This is a genomic window from Jongsikchunia kroppenstedtii DSM 45133 (assembly GCF_000380485.1).
GTDB classification, from domain to species: Bacteria; Actinomycetota; Actinomycetes; order Mycobacteriales; family Mycobacteriaceae; genus Jongsikchunia; species Jongsikchunia kroppenstedtii.
Genome location: NZ_AQYG01000051.1, coordinates 143,060 through 167,811, shown reverse-complemented (window position 1 = coordinate 167,811; position 24,752 = coordinate 143,060). Strand labels below are relative to the sequence as shown.

26 protein-coding genes are annotated in these 24,752 nt (G+C 67.5%); 14 read left to right on the top strand and 12 right to left on the bottom strand.

The window, feature by feature from the left end; all coding sequences use genetic code 11:
- Positions 1-12 precede the first annotated feature (12 nt).
- The gene (locus G341_RS0118775; RefSeq protein WP_018180718.1) at positions 13-4,641 is read right to left on the bottom strand and encodes an ATP-dependent helicase; all 4,629 of its coding nucleotides are present in this window, start codon (positions 4,639-4,641) and stop codon (positions 13-15) included.
- Positions 4,642-4,678: 37 nt separating this feature from the next.
- On the opposite strand from G341_RS0118775, the gene G341_RS0118770 reads away from it, so the two are divergent.
- The 3 genes from G341_RS0118770 to G341_RS0118760 all read left to right on the top strand — a co-directional run bounded on the left by G341_RS0118770 (position 4,679) and on the right by G341_RS0118760 (position 5,949).
- The gene (locus G341_RS0118770) at positions 4,679-5,209 is read left to right on the top strand and encodes a histidine phosphatase family protein (protein WP_043452098.1); all 531 of its coding nucleotides are present in this window, start codon (positions 4,679-4,681) and stop codon (positions 5,207-5,209) included.
- Between the two features lie 98 nt (positions 5,210-5,307).
- A complete protein-coding gene (locus tag G341_RS22585) occupies positions 5,308-5,649 on the top strand; it encodes a hypothetical protein (RefSeq protein ID WP_155827069.1) in 342 nt (113 codons plus the stop codon).
- A 12-nt stretch (positions 5,650-5,661) separates the two neighbouring features.
- The gene (locus G341_RS0118760) at positions 5,662-5,949 is read left to right on the top strand and encodes a MerR family transcriptional regulator (protein WP_026303877.1); all 288 of its coding nucleotides are present in this window, start codon (positions 5,662-5,664) and stop codon (positions 5,947-5,949) included.
- Here the strand turns inward: G341_RS0118760 and G341_RS0118755 are convergent.
- From G341_RS0118755 to G341_RS22575, 4 genes are all read right to left on the bottom strand, one after another.
- Entirely contained in the window at positions 5,946-6,650 is a 705-nt protein-coding gene (locus G341_RS0118755; protein WP_245557055.1) for a GAF and ANTAR domain-containing protein, read from the bottom strand. The genes G341_RS0118760 and G341_RS0118755 overlap by 4 nt on opposite strands.
- A 94-nt stretch (positions 6,651-6,744) precedes the next feature.
- Positions 6,745-8,193, bottom strand: a complete 1,449-nt coding sequence (locus G341_RS0118750; protein WP_018180713.1) for a catalase — start codon at positions 8,191-8,193, stop codon at positions 6,745-6,747.
- A 288-nt stretch (positions 8,194-8,481) separates the two neighbouring features.
- Positions 8,482-9,249 carry a DoxX family protein gene (locus G341_RS23215; RefSeq protein ID WP_018180712.1) on the bottom strand — a complete coding sequence of 256 codons (768 nt, stop codon included), beginning with the start codon at positions 9,247-9,249 and terminating at the stop codon, positions 8,482-8,484.
- Positions 9,246-9,554, bottom strand: coding sequence for a MerR family transcriptional regulator (locus G341_RS22575; protein ID WP_043452007.1), 309 nt, complete (start codon positions 9,552-9,554; stop codon positions 9,246-9,248). Before G341_RS22575 ends, G341_RS23215 begins: the two co-directional genes overlap by 4 nt.
- A 192-nt stretch (positions 9,555-9,746) precedes the next feature.
- On the opposite strand from G341_RS22575, the gene G341_RS0118735 reads away from it, so the two are divergent.
- The 5 genes from G341_RS0118735 to G341_RS0118715 are packed head-to-tail and all read left to right on the top strand — an operon-like array spanning position 9,747 to position 12,292.
- A complete protein-coding gene (locus G341_RS0118735) occupies positions 9,747-10,211 on the top strand; it encodes an Asp23/Gls24 family envelope stress response protein (protein WP_018180710.1) in 465 nt (154 codons plus the stop codon).
- Positions 10,212-10,242: 31 nt separating this feature from the next.
- The gene (locus G341_RS0118730; RefSeq protein ID WP_018180709.1) at positions 10,243-10,614 is read left to right on the top strand and encodes a hypothetical protein; all 372 of its coding nucleotides are present in this window, start codon (positions 10,243-10,245) and stop codon (positions 10,612-10,614) included.
- Positions 10,607-10,789, top strand: a complete 183-nt coding sequence (locus G341_RS0118725; RefSeq protein ID WP_018180708.1) for a DUF2273 domain-containing protein — start codon at positions 10,607-10,609, stop codon at positions 10,787-10,789. The genes G341_RS0118730 and G341_RS0118725 overlap by 8 nt, the downstream gene beginning before the upstream one ends.
- Positions 10,782-11,741 (top strand): DUF6286 domain-containing protein, encoded by a 960-nt coding sequence (locus G341_RS23210; protein WP_018180707.1) that lies wholly within the window; start codon positions 10,782-10,784, stop codon positions 11,739-11,741. The genes G341_RS0118725 and G341_RS23210 overlap by 8 nt, the downstream gene beginning before the upstream one ends.
- A 50-nt stretch (positions 11,742-11,791) precedes the next feature.
- Positions 11,792-12,292 carry a hypothetical protein gene (locus tag G341_RS0118715; protein WP_155827068.1) on the top strand — a complete coding sequence of 167 codons (501 nt, stop codon included), beginning with the start codon at positions 11,792-11,794 and terminating at the stop codon, positions 12,290-12,292.
- 39 nt (positions 12,293-12,331) lie between these two features.
- Here the strand turns inward: G341_RS0118715 and G341_RS22565 are convergent, their stop codons facing one another.
- Together G341_RS22565 and G341_RS0118705 are read right to left on the bottom strand one after the other, a co-directional pair.
- The gene (locus G341_RS22565; protein WP_081622612.1) at positions 12,332-12,727 is read right to left on the bottom strand and encodes a lipopolysaccharide assembly protein LapA domain-containing protein; all 396 of its coding nucleotides are present in this window, start codon (positions 12,725-12,727) and stop codon (positions 12,332-12,334) included.
- Between the two features lie 98 nt (positions 12,728-12,825).
- A complete protein-coding gene (locus G341_RS0118705) occupies positions 12,826-13,593 on the bottom strand; it encodes a transglutaminase-like domain-containing protein (RefSeq protein WP_018180704.1) in 768 nt (255 codons plus the stop codon).
- 197 nt (positions 13,594-13,790) lie between these two features.
- Here G341_RS0118705 and G341_RS0118700 point away from each other — a divergent pair, with 197 nt between their 5' ends.
- On the top strand, positions 13,791-15,254 hold the full coding sequence (locus G341_RS0118700; RefSeq protein WP_018180703.1) for an MFS transporter: 1,464 nt from the start codon (positions 13,791-13,793) through the stop codon (positions 15,252-15,254).
- Between the two features lie 365 nt (positions 15,255-15,619).
- Positions 15,620-15,829, top strand: coding sequence for a CsbD family protein (locus tag G341_RS0118695; protein WP_018180702.1), 210 nt, complete (start codon positions 15,620-15,622; stop codon positions 15,827-15,829).
- Between the two features lie 95 nt (positions 15,830-15,924).
- Here the strand turns inward: G341_RS0118695 and G341_RS0118690 are convergent, their stop codons facing one another.
- On the bottom strand, positions 15,925-16,503 hold the full coding sequence (locus tag G341_RS0118690) for a TetR/AcrR family transcriptional regulator (protein WP_018180701.1): 579 nt from the start codon (positions 16,501-16,503) through the stop codon (positions 15,925-15,927).
- 94 nt (positions 16,504-16,597) lie between these two features.
- Between G341_RS0118690 and G341_RS0118685 the strand changes: the two genes are divergently transcribed.
- Positions 16,598-17,917 (top strand): oxygenase MpaB family protein, encoded by a 1,320-nt coding sequence (locus tag G341_RS0118685; RefSeq protein ID WP_018180700.1) that lies wholly within the window; start codon positions 16,598-16,600, stop codon positions 17,915-17,917.
- 3 nt (positions 17,918-17,920) lie between these two features.
- On the opposite strand, the gene G341_RS0118680 is transcribed toward G341_RS0118685, so the two are convergent.
- Together G341_RS0118680 and G341_RS0118675 are read right to left on the bottom strand one after the other, a co-directional pair.
- A complete protein-coding gene (locus tag G341_RS0118680; RefSeq protein WP_018180699.1) occupies positions 17,921-18,799 on the bottom strand; it encodes an RNA polymerase sigma-70 factor in 879 nt (292 codons plus the stop codon).
- A complete protein-coding gene (locus G341_RS0118675) occupies positions 18,796-19,998 on the bottom strand; it encodes an NAD(P)/FAD-dependent oxidoreductase (protein WP_018180698.1) in 1,203 nt (400 codons plus the stop codon). The genes G341_RS0118680 and G341_RS0118675 overlap by 4 nt, the downstream gene beginning before the upstream one ends.
- A 304-nt stretch (positions 19,999-20,302) precedes the next feature.
- Between G341_RS0118675 and G341_RS0118670 the strand changes: the two genes are divergently transcribed.
- Genes G341_RS0118670 through G341_RS0118655 form a run of 3 tightly spaced genes read left to right on the top strand, consistent with a single transcriptional unit; the run spans position 20,303 to position 22,955 of the window.
- Positions 20,303-21,259: an alpha/beta hydrolase gene (locus G341_RS0118670; protein WP_018180697.1), complete on the top strand. Its 957-nt coding sequence runs from the start codon at positions 20,303-20,305 to the stop codon at positions 21,257-21,259.
- Positions 21,259-21,759 carry a DUF732 domain-containing protein gene (locus G341_RS0118660; RefSeq protein WP_155827067.1) on the top strand — a complete coding sequence of 167 codons (501 nt, stop codon included), beginning with the start codon at positions 21,259-21,261 and terminating at the stop codon, positions 21,757-21,759. Before G341_RS0118670 ends, G341_RS0118660 begins: the two co-directional genes overlap by 1 nt.
- A gap of 32 nt (positions 21,760-21,791) precedes the next feature.
- Complete coding sequence (locus G341_RS0118655) at positions 21,792-22,955, top strand: alpha-hydroxy-acid oxidizing protein (RefSeq protein ID WP_026303874.1); 1,164 nt, start codon at positions 21,792-21,794, stop codon at positions 22,953-22,955.
- 42 nt (positions 22,956-22,997) lie between these two features.
- Here G341_RS0118655 and G341_RS0118650 read toward each other — a convergent pair whose 3' ends face one another.
- Both G341_RS0118650 and G341_RS22560 read right to left on the bottom strand, forming a co-directional pair.
- A complete protein-coding gene (locus tag G341_RS0118650; RefSeq protein ID WP_018180693.1) occupies positions 22,998-23,447 on the bottom strand; it encodes an HIT family protein in 450 nt (149 codons plus the stop codon).
- 19 nt (positions 23,448-23,466) lie between these two features.
- Positions 23,467-24,741 (bottom strand): MFS transporter, encoded by a 1,275-nt coding sequence (locus tag G341_RS22560; RefSeq protein ID WP_051092888.1) that lies wholly within the window; start codon positions 24,739-24,741, stop codon positions 23,467-23,469.
- Positions 24,742-24,752: the final 11 nt, after the last annotated feature.

The following is a 24,752-nucleotide window of genomic DNA, read 5'->3' as shown; positions in this document are numbered from 1 at the left end:
GCTAGCCGGGACTCAGTAGCGTTTCCGGATCCGGACGCCCTGCGGTGTGGCCGAGAAGCCATGCGCCAGCAGGATCTCCGCGAGATCGGTCTGCAGGATCGGGGCGCCGTCGGCGCGGCGGATGTCGAGGCGGTCGATGCGTCCGCCGGCCACGGTGTCGGCGAGTACGACGGCCGCCTCGGCGAGGCGCTCGGCGTCCGTGGTGAACGTGAGCGCCGTCTTGCCGCCCCGTTCGACGAACAGCACCGGCTCGCCGTCGGACAGCACGACGATGGCGCCGGGCTTTCGGCCGGGCCGATGGCCGCTGGACTCGTCGCCGGCGGCCGCGGTGGTCTCGGGCCACGGCAGCGCCGCCCCGAACGGATTGGCGGGATCGGTCGCGGCCAGCGCGATCACGGCGGCCTCGCCGGCCGGCTCGCGCAGCCGGTCGACCGTGCCTGTGGTGGCGAACTGTGCACCGCCGAGATGCTCGATGAAGTACCCGCGACGCACCCGTCCGGCATCCTCGAAACCGCTGAGTGCCTTGTATACCCGGGCGAACCCGCCCGGAACCTCTTCGGCCATCACGGCGCCCTTGGTGACGACGCCGTGCCGGTCGAGCAGTTGCTCGCACGTGTACGCGATCGACTCGGTGGGATCGGCCGCGGCGGCGGGCAGCACGAACCAGCGCCCGGCCATCGATGCCGGCGCCGCCGAGTTGCGCTGTGTCATCAGATAACTCGACGACAGCCGACTCGCGCGAAGTCGCGGCGGACGGCCGCCGCGACTGCGATGGGCCGGCGGTGACGGTCGTTTCGGCCCTGTGCCGGTGAGCACCGCTCGGACCGGGGCGAGGGTGTCGTTACCGAGGTATCCGGCCCAGGCGAGATCCCAGATCGACTGCTGCAGTTCATCGCCGGGTGTATCGCCGACCCGCTCGGCCAGCTGCGCATAGAAGAAGGCGCCGCCGCCGTCGAGCGCCTCGAGTATCCGATGGTGCGTCGGCGTCATGTCGATCTCGCCGCGATCGGGCAGGGACAGCTCGGCATCGGCCGCGATATGCAGGCTCAGCCAGCCGTCGGCGCCGCCGATGCGTCCGTGGCCGGCCCACCAGACCTCGCCGCTGGTCGTCAGCTCGTCGAGCATGCCCGGCCGATAGTCGGCGACGCGGGCCGGCAGGATCAGCGATTCCCATGCGGAGGCCGGAAGCGGTACGCCGGCAAGCTGTTCCACGACCGCCGCGACGCCGTCGACGCCGTGCAGCCGGCTCTCGGGGGCGGCATGCTGCCAGTCGAGGAGGAATCGTGCGTAGTCGCGCGCCGGCACCGGCTGCACGTCGGCACGCGACGCCGCCAGCGATGCCCGCCGGATCTGCGCGAGCACATCGGAGCCGCACCACTGGTTCGCCGGGCCATCGACGAATTCGCCCGCGACGACCCGTTGTTCGGCCGCCAGCCGCTCCAGCACGTCGCGCACGACCGCGACCCCCAGCCCCAGCTGCTCGGCCGCCGCTTCGGCCACGAACGGCCCGTGGGTGCGGGCGTACCGGCCGACCACGTCGCCGAGCGGGTCGGGCACCGATTCGAGGAAGGCCGACGGCACGCCGACCGGCGCGGCGATGCCGAGCCCGTCCCGCAGGCGACTGACGTCCTCGACTGCGGCGAGCATCGAACGACCCCGATGACCGACGCGCACCGCCCGCCCGGCCGCGACCAGGTCGGCGATCACCGCGGGCAGATCGTCGCCGGAGAACCGTTGCGCGACATCGTCGTCCGTCAGCGGTCCGAGCCAGCGGAGCAGGTCGGCGATGTCGTCGGCATCGCGGGCCCGGCGATCGGGGTGCGTGCGCTGCAGTCTGTCCTGGATATCGGCGATGATCTGTGGATCCAGCAGTTCCCGCAGATCGACCCGTCCCAGCAGTTGTGCCAGCAGCGCGGTGTCGAGCGACAGCACCGCGGACCGGCGTTCGGCCAGCGGCGCATCGTCGTCATAGATGAAGTTGCCGGCGTAGCCGAACAGCAGCGACGTCGCCATCGGTGACGGGGTGGCCGTCTCGACCTCGAGGACGCGGATGCGCCGGGACCGCACGCGCGTCAGGAGATCGGTGAGGCCCGGCAGATCGTACACATCCTGCAGGCATTCGCGGACGGCCTCCAGAATGATCGGGAAGTCCGGGTATTTGGCTGCGACGGAAAGCAATTGGGCGCTGCGCTGACGCTGCTGCCAGAGCGGTGCACGACGGCCGGGACTGCGCCGCGGCAGCAGGAGAGCACGGGCGGCGCACTCGCGGAATCGGGCGGCGAACATCGCCGAGCCGGCCAGCTCGTCGGTGACCATCCGCTCGATGTCGTCGGGATCGATGGTGAACAGCTCGCTGCCGGGCGGCTTGTCGTCGGCGTCCGGCAGCCGGACGATGATGCCGTCGTCGGTCGCGGTGGTGATGCCCTCCAGGCCCAGCTGATCGCGCAGCCGGGCGCCGACTGCGCTGGCCCAGGGCGCATGGACACGTAATCCGTAGGGGGAGTGCAGGACCACGCGCCAGTCGCCGAGCTCGTCGCGGAAGCGTTCGACGATCAGGGTGCGGTCGGTGGGGAGCTGTCCGGTGGCGGCGCGCTGCTCATCGACCAGGGCGGTGAGATTGTCGCGGGCGAAGTCGTTGAGCCCCAGCCGATCCGCGTGGGTGGCGAGCTTGTCGGGGTCGACCAGCTGCCCGAAGAACTTGCCGATCGCCGCGCCGAGTTCCCGCGGCCGACCGACCTGGTCGCCGATCCAGAACGGCAGGCGACCGGGCTGTCCGGCGGCCGGCGTGACCAGCACCCGGTCATGCGTGATGTCCTCGATCCGCCAGCTGGTGGCCCCAAGCGCGAAGACGTCGCCGACGCGCGACTCGTAGACCATCTCCTCGTCGAGTTCGCCGACGCGCGAGGCCTTCTCGCCGACGAGGAAGACCCCGAACAGTCCGCGGTCCGGGATCGACCCGCCGGAGGTCACAGCGAGCAGCTGCGCGCCGCGGCGGCCCCGTATCGTGCCAGCACCGGTGGTATCGGTTTCCCGGTCCCAGATGATCCGCGGCCGCAGATCGGCGAATTCGTCGGACGGGTACCGCCCGGCGAGCAGATCGAGGGTGGCGTCGAACGCCGATCGCGGCAGGTCGGCATACGGCAGGCTGCGGCGGACGACGGAGAACCAGTCGTCGACATCCCAATCATCCAGTGCGGCAGCGGCAACGGTGTGCTGCGCCAGGATGTCGAGCGGGTTGCTGGGGACCATCAACTCTTCGATGTTCCCGTCGGTCATCTGCTCGACCGCGACCGCGCAGTGCACCAGATCGGTGCGGTGCTTGGGAAACAGCACCCCCTGACTGATCTCGCCGACCTGGTGCCCGGCCCGGCCGATCCGCTGCAGTCCGCTGGCGACCGACGGCGGCGACTGCACCTGGATCACCAGATCGACGGCGCCCATGTCGATTCCGAGTTCGAGGCTGCTGGTGGCGACCACGCAGCGCAGCCGCCCGGACTTCAGATCGTCCTCGATGAGCGCCCGCTGCTCCTTGCTGACCGAGCCGTGATGAGCCCGCGCGAGCACCGGCGCGGCGCCGGCACTGGCGCCGCTGCCCATCACGTAGGCCGGCATGCCGCCGGGGACCGCCGCATTCAGCTGTTGTGCCACCGGTTCGCCGAGGCGCTCGGCGTGGATCTCGTTGAGGCGGGCGGTGAGTCGCTCGGCGAGGCGGCGCGAGTTGGCGAACACGATCGTCGACCGGTTCTGCTCGATGAGATCGACGATGTTCGCCTCGACGAAAGGCCATAGGCTGCCCGCCGCCGGCGTCTCGTCCAGGTCCGAGTCGCCCTCGGCCGCCGGAATATTCGCCATGTCGGCGATCGGCACCCGCACGGAGAGATCAAAGGTCTTCGCGGCCTTGGGTTTGACGACCGTGACCGGCCGGCTGCCGGCCAGGAACTGCGCGACGCGTTCGGGCGGCCGGACCGTCGCCGACAGGCCGATGCGCTGGGCCGGCTGCGGCAGCAGCTCGTCGAGGCGTTCGAGCGACAGCGCGAGATGGGTGCCGCGTTTGGTGGCCGCGACCGCGTGGATCTCGTCGATGATCACAGTGGTGACCGAGGTCAGGGTCTCCCGGGCCGACGACGTCAGCATCAGGAACAGCGACTCGGGGGTGGTGATCAGGATGTCCGGCGGGGTGCGCACCAGCTGTCGTCGGGCCGCCGACGGGGTGTCGCCCGAACGCACCCCGACGGTGATATCGAATGCGGTTCCACCGCGGATATCGAATGTGGTTCCACCGCGGATCTCGGGTGCCGCCTGGCCGAGCTGCCGGGCGGCGTGCCCGATCCCGGTGAGCGGCGCCCGCAGGTTGCGCTCGACGTCGACCGCCAGCGCCTTCAGCGGCGAGATGTAGAGCACGCGGGTCGTCGGCTTCTCAGGGCGTTCGTCATGCGCCAGCGAGTCGATCGCCCAGAGGAATGCCGACAGCGTCTTGCCCGATCCGGTGGGCGCGATGACCAGGGTGTTGTCGCCGTCGGCGATGGCGTTCCAGGCGCCGACCTGCGCCTCGGTGGGGGCGGCGAACGAGTTCGTGAACCATTGCCGGGTCGCGGGCCCGAACCGCTGCAGCACGCGGGATGCAGCGGATTCGGTGGGCATGTGCCCATCATCGCTCACTGGTCGGACAATGGAGGTCATGCGGCTACGACTGATCACGGCGGCCCGCACGGCGCCGAACTCCCTCCTCTCGTTCGACGCTGCCGACAGCCCGCTCGACATGCATGGCCGGGCGGACGCGGCGCGGCTCGCGGGCCGCGGGCTGGGACGCGCAATGTGTGGGCCGGAACTCTCGGTGCAACAGACCGCCGAGATCGCCGGCCTCGGCGCGACGGTGACGCGGGAGCTGGCCGGGCCGGACCTCGGTCATTGGCGGACGGCGACGCCGGACCATATCGAGCCGGCCGACCTGCGGCGATTCTTCGCCGACCCGACGTTCGATGGTCATGGCGGAGAATCGGTGGTCGCCCTCGTCGAGCGCCTGGGGCGCTGGCTGCGGGCCCGGCTGCACGAGGACGAGACCGTCACCGCCGTGGTCACCGGGCCCGCGGCGCAAGGGATCGTGGCCGCCGCATTCGATGACCCCGCAAGGTATTTCGCTATCGAGGTGGCGCCTGCGACGGTGATCGACCTGTCCTACCGGCGGCACTGGCGACTCCTGCTGCGCTGACGCCCCACCGGCCCCGGGCAATGCACGGGTAGGCTGGGCGATCGGTTGAGAAAACGGCCGCCTCCTGCCGGGTATGTACTGACAGAATCGAGACGACCGTGCCACGTAGACCGGAGTTCACTGAGCGATACGTCGATGCGCTGCAGGCATTGGCAGTGGCGACCGGGCGTACCGCCCGCGTCACCAATGCGAACGGCCAGTACGCTCTGCGCGTCGACTTCGAGTTCGGCCGCTATCTCACAGCAACCAACACCGACGCGGTGACCGGGCTTGCCGACGCCGACGCTGCCGAACCCTGGCGGGTGCGGGTGTTCGACCCGGTCGCCGACGACGGGCCGCCGCACATGGTCGCAGACCAGTCCGGCACCTGGTTGATCGACGCGTATGATGCAGCCGTCGTGGACCTACTGCCTCCAGCGGAGGTTCGCGGAGAGCTCTGAGGAGGATGACGGATGGACCGACGCGCACGCGGCAGCCGTGGCGTGTACAGCATCTCTGTTGCGTCGGAGCTGTCCGAAGTAGGTCTGCAGACCCTCCGGTTGTACGAACGCCGTGATCTGATCCAGCCGGAACGCACCGCAGGTGGCACTCGTCGCTACAGCGACGACGACATCGATCGCATTCGGCGAATCACCGAGTTGGTCAACGCTGGCGTCAACCTGGAGGGGGTTCGGCGGATTCTCGCTCTCGAGGACGAGTGCGCGATGCTGCGCGAGCAGCTGCGGGAACAAACCGGCTAGGACGACCGGCGCGCCGACCCCTTCGACACGATCTGCTCGGCGACGTCGGCCAGGCGGGTATTGCTGTCGCTGGACAAGCGGCTGAGCAGTTCGAACGCGCGGACGGCATCGACGTCGAATCGCTCCATGATCATGCCCTTGGCCTGCCCGATGATGTCGCGACTGGCCAGCGCCGACCGGAACTGCAGGTGCCGATCGTTGGAGATCAGCGCGATGGCCGCGTGGGTGGCCAGCATCCCGCCGACCGTGTCCGATTCGTCCGTGAAGGCGCCGGCGGTGTCCGAGAACAGGTTGAGCGCCGCCATGCGGTCATCATGCGTGAACAGCCGGAAGGACAGCATGCTGTGCGCGCCGAGCGCCACGGCCGCGGGAGCGAAGGCCGGCCAGCGGGTCTCCTTCTCGAGATCGTCCGAGCGCACCGCGAGATCACTGGTCGCGGCGTCCCAGCACGGACCCTGGTGGTACTTGTGCTGAAGGCCGTCCAGGTTGCGGGCGCGCTCGGACGTCGGCGCCATCGAGCCGTAGTTCTCGGGGCCGTTGACGATCAGAATCGCGGCATCGGAGGTCCCGGGGACCAGCTCGAGGCACGCTGCCGTCACGCCGGCGAGCGTTGTCTCCACCCCGGGAGTCTCGGCGACCCCCCGCGCGAGATCGGACATCGTTTCCAAAAGCGGACCGAGGTCGCTTGTTTCGTTCGGCACCGGCGGTGTCCTCGGTTGTTCTGGGAGTGCCGCCTCGCTGTGCGGATCGCCAAGAACGCTAGCACTTCATACGGGCTGTCAGCCGGGTCGGTGGCTAGTCGGACTTCTGCGCGATCACCCCGGACTCGATGCGGGCGCCCACGTCGGGATCGATGTTCTTCCAGTACTCGAATGCGCGTTCCAGCACCGGGTCGGTGACGCCGTCGAGTAGATGGCCCACGACGTTGTCGACCAAGCGCTCCCGCGCCGCGTCGTCGAGTACCTCGCGCACCAGCGTCCCGGGCTGACCCCAGTCGTCGTCCTCCGGGTGATCGACATATGCGGATCGCACGATCGGGCCATCGGCATCCCACTGCGGTTCCGGCCGCGATGTATCGGCGGCCGGGCCGCCCTTGGAGTTGGGCGCGTACACCGGGTCGCTGACCGGGTGGATACGCATGGCGCCGTCCTTCGAATAGCTGCGTACCTCATTGCGGGGAGTGTTGACCGGAATCTGCTTGTAGTTGGTGCCCAGCCGGGCTCGATGCGCATCGGCATAGGCGAACACCCGCCCGAGGAGCATTCGGTCCGGGCTGAATCCGATACCGGGCACGACGTTGTTGGGCTCGAAAGCGAGTTGTTCGATCTGGCTGTGATTGTCGGTCGGGTTGGTGTGCAGTGTCATGCGCCCGACCTCGGTCAGCGGGTAGTCGGCATGTGGCCACACCTTGGTCAGGTCGAACGGATTGAAGCGATACGCGGCCGCGTCGTCGAACGGCATCAGCTGCACCTTCAGAGTCCAGCTGGGATGGTTGCCATCGGCGATCGACTCGAACAGGTCCCGCATGTGGAAGTCGGAGTCCTTCGCTGCCATCTGATCGGCCTCGTCCTGGGTGAAGAACTCGATGCCCTGGTCGCTGATGAAGTGATACTTCACCCAGTGCTTGACGCCGTGAGCGTTCTCCCAGAGATACGTGTGCGAGCTGTAGCCGTTCATATGCCGCCACGTCCGCGGGATTCCGCGGTCGCCCATCAGCCAGGTGACCTGGTGGGCCGACTCCGGGGACAGGGTCCAGAAGTCCCACTGCATGTCGTGGTCACGCAGGTTGTTGTCCGCACGACGCTTCTGGGACCTGATGAAGTGCTGGAACTTCATCGGATCCTTGATGAAGAACACCGGGGTGTTGTTGCCGACCATGTCGTAGATGCCGTCGTCGGTGTAGAACTTGAGCGCGAAACCGCGAGGATCCCGCCAGGTGTCCGGGCTGCCGCGCTCGCCTGCAACGGTGGAGAAGCGGGCCGCCATCTCTGTCTTGACGCCCGGCTGAAACAGTGCGGCGCTCGTGAAGCCACTGACATCGCCGGTGGTCTCGAACGTGCCGAACGCCCCGCTGCCCTTGGCATGCGGCTGCCGTTCGGGGATTCGTTCGCGGTTGAACTGGGCCATCTGCTCGATCAGGTAATGGTCGTGCAGAACGATCGGCCCGCCGGCGCCAACCGTGAGTGAGTGTTCGTCGCTGCCGGCCGGCGCTCCGGAGTCTCGCGTGGTGAAGTTTGGTGTCATCGTTCCTCCTTGCCGTCGTGTTCGGTTGGGCTCGCTGAGTCGACGGGAGAGCGGTAGAGCGGTGGGGGTGCATCGGGTTCGGCTGGATTCGGCACGCCGGGCCCGGGCACAGGTGGCAACGGGTCGGGCGTCGGCGTTGGGGTCGGCGCCGGTCCCGGCTCGGGTGCCGGCGGGTTGGGCTCGTTCGGCCCCGGCGGCACCGGGTCGGGTGTCGGGGTCGGGATGGGTCCGTGTGACACGAGGGTCGCGCTAGCGGTGAGCATGGTCATCCTTCCGGTTCTGTTCCTATCATCGGCCGATACGTGTGGTGTTGTCGAGAGCTGCCGCAATCTGCGGCGGAACATGTTGTCGCGCATCGGAAATCGTGCGTGCCACGCGGGAGCCGACGGCGGCCGACTTCTCCGCTGCCTGCGCCGCGGACTGAGTCACCACCGGTGTCGCCTGGTCGACCGCGTGCGAGATCCAATTGCCCGCCGCGGCAGCGTTGTCGGCGATGACGTCTGCGGTGTGGCTGGCGAAGTCCTTGGCCGCGGCGGCGCGGTCCGCAAGCGGCTCGGTGCCACGATCGCCGCCGGCGAGCGGGACCGCGCTCTGCAGTCGTCGCGCGGCCCGTTTCGCTCGCCATACGGTGCCCGGCTGTCCTTCGGTGTCGAACCCGGCGATGATCAGGCCGCCGGTCAGTGATAGGTCTTTGAGGAACTGCGTGGTCTGCTGCTGCCGACGCTGGGGGTCGCTCTCCAGCCAGAACGCATGCGTGATGGCGGCAGGAATCATCGAACCGGCGAGGATCAGTGATGTCGTGCGGGGAACCCGGCCGGTGGCGAGGAGCAGCGCGGCCCCGAGTTGCACGCCGCCGTACAGCCGGGCCAGTGTGCGGGCGTCGACCTGCTCGGGAGAGACGCCGGGAACACTGTCGGCGACCGCCTCCACCACGGGGTCGGCCGTAGAGAGCAGGGGTTCCGCGGCGCGCGCGGTCGGCGCCGGGTTGACCAGGGCTCGATACCCCGAGTGGATGAAGACTGATGCGAGTAGCGGTCGTGCGATTCGGCGGATCATGCGTCGTAGGTCCTTTCTGTTGTGTTGGGAGTACGGCTCGCCCGGAGGCTGCTGCACTCGTCTTCCAGCGGAAGAATCCGTTCTACGCCAGGCAGATTCACCCCGGCGTCGACGAGCTCGGTGATCCGGTGGATTCGCTGGAGGTCGTCGTCGCTGTAGCGACGGGTGCCGCCGGATGTGCGGGTCGGTTGGATGAGGCGTCGTCGTTCATAGAGACGGAGCGTCTGCAGCCCGACGCCGGAGAGTTCCGACGCCACGGAAATGCTGTAGACGCCTCTGCGTGAGGGCACGTGGGGTGCTGGCATCCTGCTCCTCTCATCGAATGTCATCGAATGCGCGGTGCGTTGGCCGGCCCCTCCCCGGTTGACAGCGTGGCCATTTGGCCGGTAAACACAAATCTATCGTAACCAACATAGAATTTCTATCATTCGAAAAGCAGTAGCGTTGGTCGCGAGCGTCAGATACATCGGCACGAGGTCTGTGCGGGAAGGAACACCATGGCAGAGAGTTCGACCGGCAAGACCACGTCCAGGTCCGCGAAAGCCGAAGAGACGAAGCAAGATTCGTCAGACGGCAACGGCGGACGAACCACCATCGCGGACGCCGTCGTCGAGAAGATCGCGGGAATCGCCGCCCGAGAGATCGGCGGGGTGCACGACTTGGGCGGCGGCGCAGAACGGGTGGTGGGCAAGGTGCGCGAGGTGCTCCCCGGCAGTTCCCCCAGCCTGTCGCAGGGCGTGGCGGTCGAAGTGGGAGAGCGGCAGGCCGCCGTCGATCTCGACATCGTCGCCGACTACGGGGTCGCCATCCACGACCTTGCAGAGGCCATCCGTCGCAATGTCGGCGGGGCCATCGAGCAGATGACCGGGCTGGAAGTGACGGAGGTCAACATCACCGTTCACGACGTCTACCTTCAGGACGATGACGACCCCACCACACCGGACTCGTCGCGAGTTGAGTAACGACATCCCTTCGCATTGAAACGAGTTCCCGATGACCGACGAAGGCTCGACGGAGACGACGAACGACGCTGTCGCCGAGCGGATTGCGGCCGCGGTCGCCGCGGTGCCCGGCGTGGCCGGGCTGCACGGCGGACAGTTCGGCGAGATCGGCACCTATCTGCCAGGGCGTCGGGTTGCCGGTGTCCGGCTGACGGCGGACCGATGCGAGGTGCACATCTCGGTACAGATGCACACCGATCCGGATATCGATGGACCCGCTTCGGCGGGTGAATCGGTGCTGGACATGGCAGACCGGATTCGGCGCACCGCATCGGCGATCGTGGATCTTCCGGTCGACGTGGTGATCGAGGACCTGACGATCCAGGAGGATCCGCCGGCGAGAACGGGAGAGACGCATGAATAGCAATGCGACCATCGGCCTGGTAGTTGGTCTGCTGCTGGCGATCGCGGCGACGACGGGCGGATTCGGCGGCTTCTTGCTGGCGGTTGTCCTCGGCGCGATCGGGCTGGCGATCGGCGCGCAACGAGACGGCTTGATCGATCTGTCGGCGTTCTTCCGTAGGCGCGGCCGTGGTTGACGGGCGGCGTGATGCTCGCGATCCCGGCGGGCAGCTGGTGCTCAGCGATCGCGTCGGCCGGCACGTGGCGCGCATCGCGGCGTTGAAGGTCGCCGGGGTCGAGCAGCATCGGGGAACACTCGGCGCGATCGTCGGCAATGGCCGGCCCCGCACCGAGGTGGATATGAGCGAGCGCCGCCCGGAGGTACTCGCTGATATCGCAATCCGTTGGCCTGCAGCGGCGTTCGATACCGCACAGGACGTGCAGGCACATGTGGCGGCGGAGTTCGCACGGGTGATCGGGACCAGCCCGAAACGCGTGGACGTCATCGTCAGTGAAGTTCTCCCCGTCACTCCCCGTCGGGTCGACACGGACGAGGACGCCGATGCGGTCGAGGCACCATCGTCGGACGAGACCTCGGGGCGGGCGCGAAGGGCGCGCGGTGTCCGAGCCGCCCCCGGCGCGGCGTTGCCGGCCGCTGTCATCGCGATCGGGTTGTTGGCGTTGGCCGCGATTGCGATCCACGATCTGGTGATCGACTGGGGATGGGCCGCCGGCGATCAGTGGTCGGCCACGGCAGCGCGGTGGATCGGCGACCTCACGTGGCACGCGTGGATGCTGCCGACGGCGATTGCCGCGGTTGTGATTGGTGCCGTTTTGGGCTGGCTTGCAGTCGCGCCACGACGGCGCACGCACCTGTCGACGGGCGAAAGAACATCCTGGTCGTCGGCATATCTGCGCCCCCAGGACCTTGCGGTGCACGCCGCCGCCGTGGCTCGCGATATCGACGGGGTCGACGCGGCGCGCGTAACCGCGGGTTCTCGCACGATCACGGCCCGTATCCAGCTGTCGGCGGACCGCGATGCCGATGACGTCGGCAGTGAGCTTCGTCGTCGGCTGTCGCAGGACCTGGCGGTGCTCGCCAAGACGCCGAATCTCGTTGTCAAGACCGGCCTTTCTCAAGCGGGGTGATGGCCATGCGTACTTCGGCGGCGGCGACGGCCCGGATATTGTGCGGACTGATGGCGCTGGCACTTCTTGTCGTTGGCGGCGGAACCCTCTGCTGGCATTGGCATGTCGCGTGGGTGCGCGACCGGATCGATCACGTGGATCAAGCCTGGTTCACCCGTGCCCCGCAGGCATCGTGGTGGACGTGGTCGCTGGCGGGGCTCGCGGTCGTCGCTGCAGCCGCGGGGATCGCCGCGCTGGTGGCTTTGCTGCGTCCCAACAGAATCGGCGATCTCACGGTGCCGTCCACCGGCTCCGGGCGAATAACCTTGAACATCAATAAAATTGCTCAGGCGGCGGCCAGTGAGCTGGCGGCTGATCGGCGTGTCCGGCAGGCGACCGGGCGCGCCTTGAATGACGGGCGCCGTGAGGTGCTGCGGATCACGGCGTCGATCGATGCGCTGATCGCGCCGAGCGATCTCGATGAATTGCTGCGCGGCGTGACCGCGCGCACGCGGACCGCGTTGGGGCCGCACCCCATCCATCTCGAGTACCTGCTGCACGTCGACCGGTGAGTGGAGCTGAGCTGGACCGCGCTAGTCGAGCTCCAGGCCCTATTCCAGCGCGGTACCGGGCCCGGCGGGATCCGGCGGCGGGGGAGGACTCCCCTGGGCGAGCGCCTTTTTGGTGGCGCGCCGCAGTTGGTATATCCGAGCCCCGCCGATCACCACCGTGACGACCACTCCGGTGATCGCGGCAATGAGCAGGCTCACTCCCAGCGGCAGATGCACTGTCCAGAAGAACAAGTGGACGGTCTGGCGATCGAGGTTCTGCACGATGAACACCAGCAGGAGGATCAGCAGGATCGTGCCGCAGATCCAGGCCACCCATGCCGCGTTGATCCGAGTGTGCCGCACGGCGCGTATCGGTTGTGGGGCAGGACGATTCGCGGCGTTGCCGGCGGGAATCTCCGGCTGCGGCTGACCGTCCTGCGGCTGAGGGCTTGTCATCGGTACCTCCCGCGTCTGGGGTCGGACGAACGAACGGACTCTCGATCAATCATATTCGTTCCGAGTCGAATTCCTGGCCGTCCCGTCGATTTCGGCGGTCAACCGAGGACAACCGGTTGCGCCGGATCGTCGACGGGCAGATCGCCCTCGACGATCGCGCTGACCTCGATGTGGTCGAGAGAGATCGCGCCGCCGTGGTTGTCGAGGAAGGCGGTGTCCGAGGAGTCGCGCCCTGTGCTGATGCGGAGCATCGCCTGACGCGGAGCCAGTCGGGTCGCATCGACCGCCTGCCAACGGCCGTCGACCAGTGCCTCGGCGATCGCATGGAAGTCCATCGGATCGCAGCCCGGGGCGTAGACGGCGACCAGCCGGGCCGGAACATTCAATGCCCGTAGCAGCGCGATCACCAGATGGGCGTAGTCGCGACAAACGCCTGTTCCCGACAGCAGCGTGTCGACGGCACCATCGATCGGGTCGCTCGAACCCGGGACATAGTCGAGCAGATCGGCCACGTATTCCACGACGCGCCGAACCAATTCGCCACGGTTGTCGGGCGTCCCGAACTCCCGCGCGGCGAAGCCGAATAGCTTGTCGGTCTCTGCGTAGCGCGACGGCCGAAGATAGAGCGACGTCTCGAATTCGTTGAGAGGGCTCGGAATTGCGGTGCCGGTCACACTCGCTCGGTACGCCGCCCGCACCGAGCCGCGCGGCGCATCGAAACAATGAATCCGTCCATTGTTCGGGCCGATCAGCTCGCGAGCCCGCACAGGTTCGCCGTCGACGGTGAATTCCACTGTCTCGTCTACCGTCAGGCCCCGAACGCTGGCGACGGCGATCTGAAATTCGAGTGCGGTCGGTTCCAGCACCGAAAGGCGCAGGTCCGCCGATACTTTTCGGCTGCCCTCGCTTGCCGTTTGCGCAACATCGGTCACCGTGGTGAGGGTAGGCCGGATTCGCGGTGACCGCTCGGTGACAGCGGACGAAAGGGGGCTGAAAGCGCCGCTGCCTAGCGTCATGTGCACGCCGTTCAGATAGCGAACCCGCCCCCAGAAGACCGACACATATGACCACGACCACCACCGCGACCGCCCCGTCGTCGCGCACCTACACGTCGCTCGCCGCGGCATGGATCCCGCTGGCGGCGCTGTGTCTGGCGTTCTTCGTCGAGATGGTCGACAACACGTTGTTGTCGATCGCCCTGCCGACGATCGGCCGTGACCTCGGCGGCGGCACCACCTCGTTGCAGTGGGTCACCGGTGCGTATTCCTTGACGTTCGGCGGGCTGCTGCTGACCGCCGGATCAGTGGCCGACCGGTTCGGCCGACGCCGGGTGCTCCTGATGGGGCTCGCCGCGTTCGGCTCGTTGAGTCTGCTCGTCCTGGCGGTCACCTCGACTGGCGAGCTCATCGCGCTGCGGGCGGCGCTCGGCATCGCGGCCGCGGCGATGGCGCCGATCACGAATTCGCTGGTCTTCAGGCTCTTCGACGACAAGACACTGCGGATGCGTGCCATGACCGTGATGATCGTCGTCGGTATGGCCGGCTTCGTGCTCGGTCCGGTGCTGGGTGGCACCGCGCTGGCCCATGTCCGGTGGGAGTGGTTGCTGGTGGTCAACGCGCCCATCGCGCTGATCGCCTGCATCGGTGTCCGGTTCGGAGTTCCCGCCGACCGGCCCGATGGGCTCACCAAGGATCGTCTGGACCTGCCGGGGGCCGCGCTCAGCATCGCCACGATCGGACTCGCCTGCTGGTCCTTGACCAGCGGAGTCGACCACGGCTGGCTCTCGGGGGTCACCGTCGCCTCCATCATCGGTGCGATCGTCGCGGGTGCCGCGTTCGTGTGGCACGAGCGCCGGAGCGCGGCGCCCATGCTGGATCTGCGGCTGTTCTCCAACGGCGCGGTCCGTGGTGCGGCGATCGCGCAGGCCGGGACTTCGATCGCGATGGCCAGCGTGATGTTCGGCCTGATCCTGCACTTCCAGTACGCGTACGGCTGGAGTCCGGTGAAGGCGGGCCTGGCCAACCTCCCGATCATCGTGACGATGCTGGTCGCCACCCCGCTCTCGGAATGGCTCGCGAGCCGGTTCGGTCACCGCGTCGCCTGCTTGATCGGTGCCGCCTGTCTGGCGGGTTCGCTGGCAGGTCTCTCGTGGGGCGTCTCGCACGGCTACGCGGTCATCGCGGTGTCGATGGTCGTGATGACGATCGGACTGCGCACCGTCATGACCATCTGCGCTGTTGCCCTGGTCGATGCGATGCCGGCCAACCGCACGTCGATCGGTGCGGCTCTGAACGACACCGCGCAAGAGGTCGGCACCAGCTTCGGTACGGCTGTCGTCGGCACCCTGATCGCGGCGCTGGTCACCGCCCAACTTCCCACAGGTACCTGGAGCAGCGGCCTGGTGGATTCGTTCTTCCACGGCGAGCGAATCACCTATGCCGTGCTCGCGGTGATTGTCGGGCTGATCGCCGGGGGCGGAGCGCTGACCCTCACGAACTCTCGCTCAACTGACGAGCACGGTTCCTGAGGATCGCCAATTCCATTGCGCCGCAAGCGTGGGATGGCCGAAGCCGCGATCTATGCTGCGTTCAGGTTGACAAAAATACTATCTCTCGGTAGAAAGTAAATCTGTCGCCGACCACATAGATTTGAGCATTGCTTCTCGTAAACGTTGGTGAAACACCCTGCGGTGTTCTGCCGGTGTGCCGCCTGCGCCATCGCCTGCGATCGCAGGCGGCACACGCACCACTCGATATGCGAAGAATCTGGGCGAACCAAGGCGTCCATCGTGACTTGAGAAACGGGTCTGATGACGAAAGATCTGCGGCCATATCCCATGTGCCGCAGGGACAGCCGCGCGGCCGCGTGGCGCGAATATGAAGGGGAGTACCAATGGCGATTTCCGACGACGCGCAGAACAAGGCCGAAGATCTGGCGGGCCGTGCCAAGGAGGCTGCAGGTGCGGTCACCGGTGACGACGATCTGAAGAATGAAGGCAAGGGCGACCAGGCCGAGGCCGACGTGAAGCAGAAGGTGGCCGACGCTGCCGACAAGGTCAAAGAAGGCGTCGACACGGTGAAGGACAAGCTGACGGGCAACTAGTCGGCGTGCACAGGGGCGGCGGTCGCATATGCGCGATCGCCGCCCCTGTCATGTCGGGGTCCTCTGTCATGTTGGGGTCGGCTGCGCCGCACGCGTCAGGTGCTGACGGCAGTCCGAATGTTGTCGTTGAGGTCATTCATCAACGCGCGCAAGCGTTCCGGAGTGGCGAAGGTGGGATCTTTCAGCCGCAACGCCAACAACTGCCGTCCGGCGGCGTGGAAGAGGTGGGCCGTGAGCTCCGGGTCGCGCAGTCCCGGAATCGCCGAAACCAGGCGCTGCTCGATGTAGGTGAGAACGAACTGCTGCGCGGTGGCCAGCCGCTCATGCAGGGCGGGCGGCGTACCCTCGGGCGGCAGCACCACCAGTCGCCAGGTCGCCGGGTCGGCATCGACCGCGTCCAGCATCGCCATGAAGGTGCGGATCAGCGGCGGCGTGGCGTCGGCGGCATCGGTCTGGGCGGTTGCCGCCAGGAATTGAGCTCCCGCCCTGGCGAATTCGCGGTCGATCAGTGCGACGAACAGTCCGGGCAGATCGCCGAACTGCTGATAGATCAGCGAACGGTTGATGCCGGCGTCCTCGGCGATCCGAGCGACGGTCGCCGCGTGGAAGCCCTCGGCATCGACGATCCTGTGTGTGACGTCGAGGATCTGTTCACGCCGGGCCCCGGCGGACATGCGTCGGCGAGGGCTCTCGGAAGTCACGGTTGACAGTCTAACTCACAGTCTGTGAGTATTACTCACATTGTGTTAGTTAATCGGAGGGGGCCTCGTGACCACGTATTACCCAGAACTCGCCGACCGTGTTCGCAGCCAGCGTGCGCTGCTCCCGGATGTGTACGGCGATCTGGACTTCGATACGCCGCCGTACCGGCACACCGAGGATCCGGCCGTGAAGTCGTCACTGCCCGAGTGGGTGACTGCACGCGGGCCGAGCCTTGCTGATCCGCAGCGCGTGGAATTGATCCGCACCGCGACGATGCTCGGCGATGTGGCGGCGGATCCGTATGCGGCGTTGACCGCCACCCGCAGCGTCACCGACCTCATCGCGATGCTGAGCACCGCCTGTCGCGAGGGCGTGGACGCGGTGGCCGACGTCCCGCCCGAACTCGTCGCGTTCATCGAGTCGATGGAGGCCACGCCCGACTGGATCGACATGAGGCTGGTCGAGCAGGGGGCGCGCGAGTCCCGGATGCCGACGGCCCTGGTCTCGCCGTTCGTCACTCGCGGCGCCTTCATCGCCACGTTCACGAATACCTATGCGGCGCTGCCGATGGCGCTCACCGGCGCGCTGTCCGGCAAGCGGGCGTCCCGGCGAGTCAACGAGACGTCGAACTTCTTCGCGCTGACCACCTTGCCGGGCGCGATGGACCGTCACGGCCCGGGATTCGAGGCGGCCGCCATGGTGCGGTTGATGCATTCGATGGTGCGCTACAACGCGCTCAAGCGGTCCGATCGCTGGGACGCGGACGTCTATGGCATGCCGGTGCCGCAGGTCGACCAGATGCTGGCCGGCCTGATCGGCTCCTATCTGCTCGCCCAGCGGGTACTGCATTCCGGCCGAACCGAATTCGACGACACCGAGCGGGCGGTGATCGAGTTCTCGCGTTACCGGTGCTTCCTGTTGGGGCTGCCCGAGGAGTTGGTGCCGCGGGAGCCGCAGGAGATCGTCGACATGCTGCATGCACGAGCGGCGTTGCTGCGCGATGGATTCGACGACGAGACCTGCGGTGCGTTGGTTCGCTCGACGATGGCGGCCTACCTGCGGTCGGACAGGACCCGTTTCGATCGCGCCGCCGATGCCGTCGAAAAGAGCTACAGCAAGATGGCTTTCACGCAGGCGTTCTGCCACGGCGACCGGAGGGCGGCGGCCCGCATGGGAGTCGACATCACGGCCACAGACTTCGCGCGGATCGCGATCACCATTCCGTTCATCTCGGGTCGCTTCTTCGCCGTCCGGTTCGCGCTGCGGTTTCCGCGGTTGCGGCCGGTTATCGACCGCTATCTCGTCGGCCTGATCCGGCGTCGGCTGGCCGAGTATGGGAAGCCGGAATTCCGGACCGACGCGGCGACCTACGCGACGGCGCATTGACGATCAGCGCAGGGTGAGCTCGATCGCCGAATCGATCCGCGTCAGCTTGTGCGGATTGCGGACGTAGTACAGCTCGGTGATCAGTCCGTCCTCCACGCGGGCCGCGAGGACGCCGTCGAACTCGCCGTCGACGTAGCAGGAGAGCGCCGGATTGCCGTTGATCACAATGGGTTCGGTCGTCAGCGTGACATCGAACCGGGCCAGGCCGCCGAGGAAGAATCGCGTCACCTTGTCGACGCCCACGATCGGCCGCGGAGCCGCCTGCTTGACGCCGCCGCCGTCGCCGACGATGGTGACACCGGGGGACAGCACATCGAGCAGCCCCTGCAGATCCGCCGATTCGATGGCGGTCTGAAACGAATCCAGCGCCGCCCGTGCCTCGGATGCCGACACGGTCGCGCGCGGTCGCCGGGCATCGACATGCGCTCGCGCCCGATGGGCGATCTGCCGCACCGCCGCCGGTGATTTCTCGACCGACCGGGCGATCTCGTCATACCCGAGACCGAACGCCTCGCGAAGCACGAATACCGCTCTCTCCGTGGGGGAGAGCGTCTCGAGCACCACCATCAGCGCCATCGACACGCTGTCGGCCAGGGCGACGTCGTCGGCCACATCGGGTGCGGTCAGCAGCGGCTCGGGCAGCCACTGCCCGACATAAGATTCCTTGCGCTGCTTGAGGGTTCGCAGCCGATTGAGCGCCTGCCTGGTGACGATCCGGACCAGGTAGGCGCGGTGGTCATCCACCTGGTCCAGATCGACTTTGTTCCACCGCAGCCAGCTCTCCTGCAGCACGTCCTCGGCGTCGGCCGCGGAGCCGAGCATCTCGTAGGCGACCGTGAACAGTAGATTGCGGTGGGAGACAAAGATTTCGGTCGAGGTCATCGCGCCGCCTGCAGCGTGGACGCCGAGTTCCGCTCCGCCAGAGCGGCGTCGCGGTGCGGATCGCGCATCCGTACCAGGCGCCGGCCGGGCTTATCGGCCTCGTGCCGCAGCCCATCGACCGTGCTCTTGCAGACCAGCTCCTTCAGCCTCGCACCGACCCGGCCGCCGACGTGCAGCGGCACGGCGACATCGTTGCGGCGCGAGAACTGGAAGGTGCCGTACCGGCGACCGAGGCTGATGCATTGACCGGCGAAACCGACCAGGGCCGGGCCGGGCTCCTCGCCGTCGATCCGCCGCAGCACGGTGTCGGCGGCCTGCGGGCCGAGCTGATTGGCCGCCTGGCAGCTCATCCGGTACGGCAGCGCCGACGGTGCCGCGCAGTCGCCGGCCGCGACGATGTGATCGTCATCGACGCTGGTCAGCGTCTCGTCGGTGAGGAGTCGTCCGGCCTCGTCGGTGCTCAGTCCGCTGCGCAGTGCCAGCTCGGGAACCGCGAAGCCGGCTGCCCAGATCGTCAGCGCGCTGGTGATCTGATTTCCGTCGGCCAGGTCGACCGAGTCGGCGGCGACCGCGGTCACGGTGGCCCCCGCACCGTCGACGATGGTGACGCCCATGCGGCGCAGTCGTTTTGCGATTCCTCGACGGATCCGCGGATGCAGGTACGGCCCCAGTACCCGGCCGCAGACCAGGGTCACCGCGCGCCCGGCGTCGGCCAGTTCGGCGGCGGTCTCGATGCCGGTCGGGCCGGCGCCGACGACCGTCACGGGCGCCGACTCGGGGGTGTCCGCGAGCGCGGCGCGCAGTCGCTGCGCCTGTTCGAGCGTCGAGACCGGGTATGCGTGCTCGCGGACTCCTGGGACGTCGACATCGGAGCTGTGGCTGCCGACGGCATAGACCAGATAGTCGTAGTCGAGGATGTCGCCGCCGACCGCGACCGTCCGCGAGGCGGTATCGATGAGCTCGACGGAGCCGACGACCAGTTCGACATCGGGCGCGAGCACCTCGCGCATGTCATGCACCGCGGGATGCGTCTGGGCGGCCAGCTGGTGCAGCCGGATCCGCTCGACGAACTGCGCCCGGGGATTGATCAGGGTCACCGTGACATCATCGCGCTGGGTGAGGCGGTTGGCCGCCATAACGCCGGCATATCCGCCGCCCACCACGATGACTCGGCTCGTGCTGTCTCGGTCGCTGGTCATGTCGTCTCCCTCGGTTGCTCGATCCCCGCCGTTCGTGTGGGGCTGCACATAAGACACCGTGGCCACGGGAAACGTGACATCGGTGATATGAGTCACAAAGAGGGGCGGTTTTGTGCGATTCCTCCCGCGTCTGCACGGGTCGTGCGGTCGCCGCCGGAAATGGGCCCGGGGCCTTTGTCGGAATTGTCGCAGGTGGCCGGATTTGATTGGGTTACAGTCCATCTCGGTATTCGTGGCGCATTTGCGGTGCGTCGTGCGTGAAGGGGTGCGGGTGGGTAACGGAAGTGCGTGGACTGCGCGGCTGATGGCAGTCGTGATGCTGGTGGGCGTAGCGGGGATGGCATTCGGCGGTGGCGTGGCGACCGCCGCCCCGGTCGCGCAGACGTGGTGGATCAACTCGTGCGGAATGCCGAGCCAGTCGCCGGGCGGCCCGCCGGGGACGGTCAAGGTGCGCGCGTGGACCCGACCCGGAAACGCGAAAACCGTTGTATTGCTGGACGGGTTGCGGGCCACCGATGACATGAGCGGCTGGGAGCACAACACCAACGTCGCGGACCTCGCGGATCGCGGCGTGAACGTGGTCGAACCTGTCGGCGGCTACGAGAGCTTCTATACCGACTGGAACGCTCCGGACAACTTCAGTCACCAGACGTACACGTACAAATGGGGCTGCGTGATCGGCAAGAGCCTGGTGTCGGCGATGGATCAGCGTGGCCTGCGCGGGCCCTCCGGCAAGTACGCGATCATGGGCGTGTCCATGAGCGGTAGCTCCGCATTGATCTTCGCCGCGACCGAGCCGCAGAACTACGGCAGCGCCGGATCGATGTCGGGACTGCTGAACCTGACGGCGCCGCTGATGCGTACCGCGATTCGCGCCGCGATGGTCGAGCCGGCGCTCGATGGCGGCACACCCGCCATGAACGTGGATTGCATGTGGGGTCCGCCGTGGAGCATCCGATGGTTCCAGAACGATCCCCTGTGGCAGCTCAACCAGCTGCGGTCGACGAAGCTGTTCATCTACACCGGCAGCGGCATTCCGGGTTTCACGGCCACCCCGCAGGCGTTGCTGCAGAACCCGGCGCTGCTCCTCGAGGGCGCACCGCTGGAGCTGTTGGCATCGGCGCAGACCCATCTCTTCCAGACCGGGGCGTTCCTCCTGGGGGTGCCGGTCACCACCGACTTCCCGATCTCCGGTCTGCATGACTGGCCGTATTGGCAGAACGCCGTGTGGACCGCGAAAAGCCAGGGATTCTTCGCCTAGTGCGATTCGCACCGCGTCTCCGGGCCCTCGCGGCGGCAGCGGCAGTACTGGTCGTACTCGCTGTCGCGGCGTGCGGTGCCAATCACTCGGCGGGCCAACCGGTCTCGTCGACGCCCTCGATCGGCGCCGCAACATCGTCGACGCCCCCCGCCACGACGTCGCCGGTGGCGCCCACGTCGGCGATGCCCCCGTCGCAGCAGCTGCCCAGCGCGCCGGCGCAGATTCCGCCGTCGGAGATGTCGTCGATGCCGACGTCACCGGCGCCCGCGAAGGCGAACCGCTACCTCGCCGCACTGAATCGGGCGGGCGTGCACATCGATTCGGAAACCGCGCTCTCGGTGGGCGCGTCGATCTGCGAGCTGCGGGCATCGAATATCCCGCCCCAGTCGGCCATCTCATACACGGCGGGCGTTCTGACGCCGACTCTCGGTGCCGCAGCGGCGAAGGCCGCCGCGCCGCAGATGGTGGCCGCCGCCGAGGCCACGTATTGCACCGGATGATCGCCGCGCCTCGCTAGGGTGACTGCATGACGATGCCGTACGGGAACTTCCAACTCGAGATCTATCTCGCCGGTCTGCGCGGCGAGGTGCCCCGCTACCCGGTCGACGCCGAATCGTTGGAGCGCAAGGCCGAACAGGTGCTCCCGCCGTGGATCTGGTCGTATGTGGCGGGTGGTTGCGGGGACGAGCACACCCAGCGGGTCAACGTCTCCGCGTTCACCAAGTGGGGGATCGTGCCGCGGATGTGCGTTGGCGCCGAGGAACGCGACCTGTCGGTGGAGATGTTCGGCATGACGCTGCCGAACCCCCTGTTCCTGGCGCCGATCGGGGTGATCGGCATCTGTTCGCAGGACTTCCACGGCGATCTGGCGGTTGCCCGCGCGGCGGAGGCTACCGGGGTGGCGGCCGTGCAGTCGACGCTGTCGATGGACCCGGTGGAGGACACCGGGGCGATCCATCAGCAGACTCCGGGGTTGTTCCAGCTGTACATGCCCAAGGACCGGGAGCTGGCACTGAGCTTCGTGCGGCGGGCCGAGAAGGCAGGCTACAAGGGCATCGTCGTCACCCTCGACACGTGGACCCCGGGCTGGCGGCCGCGCGACCTGAACACCTCGAACTTCCCGCAGCTGCGCGGCATGTGCATCTCCAACTACCTGACCGACGAGAACTTCCTGAACAAACTGGCGAAGCCGCCGGCCGAGGATCCGCAGGCGGCGGCGCTGATGTGGGCGCTGATCTTCGGCAAGTCGGTCACCTGGGACGACCTCGAATGGCTGCGCAGCGTCACCGACATGCCGATCGTCCCCAAGGGCATCTGCCATCCCGACGACGCGCGGCGCGCCCTGGATCTCGGCGTGGATGGCATCTACTGCAGCAATCACGGTGGGCGCCAGGCCAATGGCGGGCTGTCCGCGCTGGAGCTGCTGCCGGACGTGGTGGCCGCGGCCGGCGACAAGCCGGTGCTCTTCGACTCCGGGGTCCGCAGTGGTTCGGATGTCATCAAGGCGCTGGCCCTCGGCGCGACCGCGGTCGGGCTGGGGCGCACGTACGCATACGCCTTGGCGGTCGGCGGCGAAGACGCTCTGGTGCACCATATTCGGTCGATGCTTGCCGAGGCCGATCTGCTGATGGCGATCGACGGATACAAGTCGATCGCGGACCTGCGTCGCGACGGGGCTATCCGCCGGGCGATCTAGCCCAGGTCCGCACCCCTAGACCTGAGCCCCTGGATCTGTGCCCTAGCTGAGCCCGTCTCGCAGCCGGCTGCCCAGCGCCGCAAGCGTTTCCGGATGACCCGGAACGTTCGGCTGCCACGGCAGCACGAGCCGGTCCTTGCCGCGATCGCGGTAGCGGGGGATGACGTGCAGGTGGACGTGGAACACCGACTGCCAGGCCACGGGGCCGGTGCAGTTGAGCAGGTTGACGCCGTCGGCGCCGAGCGCGGTCTTGGCGGCGCCGACGGCCCGCTGCGCGCTGAGTGCCATGGCGGCCAGGTCGTCGGGCGCGGTGCCGAGCAGATCGTCGCTGTGCCGCTTCGGGATGACCAGCATGTGCCCCGGCGTCGCCGGATGAATATCCATGAACGTCAACGTCAGATCGTCCTCGGCGACCCTGGTGGCGGGCGCGGAGCCGGAACCGATCGCGCAGAAGATGCAGTCCTCGGCGATATCGATCGGGCCAATGCTCATGCTGCCGACCCTAGCCCACTCATCCGCCGCGTTCGGCCAGTTCAGGTTCGGTGTCGGCGGCGGGGATCTCGGTACCGCGGATGGATGCCCCCGCGGTCTCGATCAGGAACGGCATCGCGCACAAGCCGATCACGCAGGCGGCCATCATGTATGCCGCGGGGAACAGGTTCCATCCGCTGACATCCACCATGCGCTCGTTGATCAGAGGAGCGGTGCCGCCGAATGCGGCCGTCGAGACGTTGTAGGAGATGGCGAAGCCGGTGTAGCGGACCTGCGTGGGGAACATCGCCGGGAAGGTCGCCGAGATCGTCGACAGCTGCGGGATGTAGAGCAGGCCGAGGACGACGAAACCGACTATCGCCCAGCCTAGTCCCTGCCCCATCAGCCAATACATCGGCAGCGCGAAGACCAGTAGGCCGACGAGGCTGAACCACCACATCGGTTTGCGGCCGATCCGGTCGGAAAGCGCGCCGCAGAAGGGGATGCAGGCCATCATCAGCACTTCGCCGATGATGATCACCACCTGCCCCTGGGTCTCGGTCATGCCGATGGTCTGCTTCAGATACGTCGGCTGATAAGTCAGCAGTGTGTAGTTGGCGACGTTGAGGGCGATCACCAGCATGCCCATCACGATGATCGGGCGCCGGTAGTTCACGAATAGCTCGACCAGACGGTGCCAGGCGGAGCCGGCAACGGCGCCGTGCTCCTTGGTGGTCTCGAACAGGGGCGGGTCGTCCAGTTTGGTGCGCAGGTACCAGCCGATCAGGCCCATCGGTAGTGCGATCAAGAAGGGGATGCGCCAACCCCAATCCTGCATCTGGTCGGCTGACAGGGTCGCGTCCAGGATAAGGACGAACCCCGACCCGCCGACGAAGCCGGTGAGGGTGCCGAACTCTAGGAACGATCCGTATCGCCCGCGCTTGCCGTCCGGCGCGTATTCGGCCATGAACGTTGCGGCGCCGCCGTATTCGCCGCCGGTCGAGAACCCCTGGATGACGCGCAGCAGCATCAGCAGCAGTGGGGCGGCCGCGCCCACCACCGCCCAGGTCGGTAGCACGCCAATGAGGGTGGTGGACAGGGCCATCAGCACAATGGTGATCGCCATGACGGGCCGCCGACCGATCCGATCGCCGAGCGGTCCCCAGACGAACCCGCCCAACGGCCGGAGCACGAACGAGATAGCGTACCCGAGCATTGTGAAAGCGGTTCCGAGTGTGGGGAAGAAGGCGTGGGTCAGGTACGTGGTGGTGGCCGCGTAGACGCCGTAGTCATACCACTCCGTGGCGTTGCCCATCGCCGAGGCGG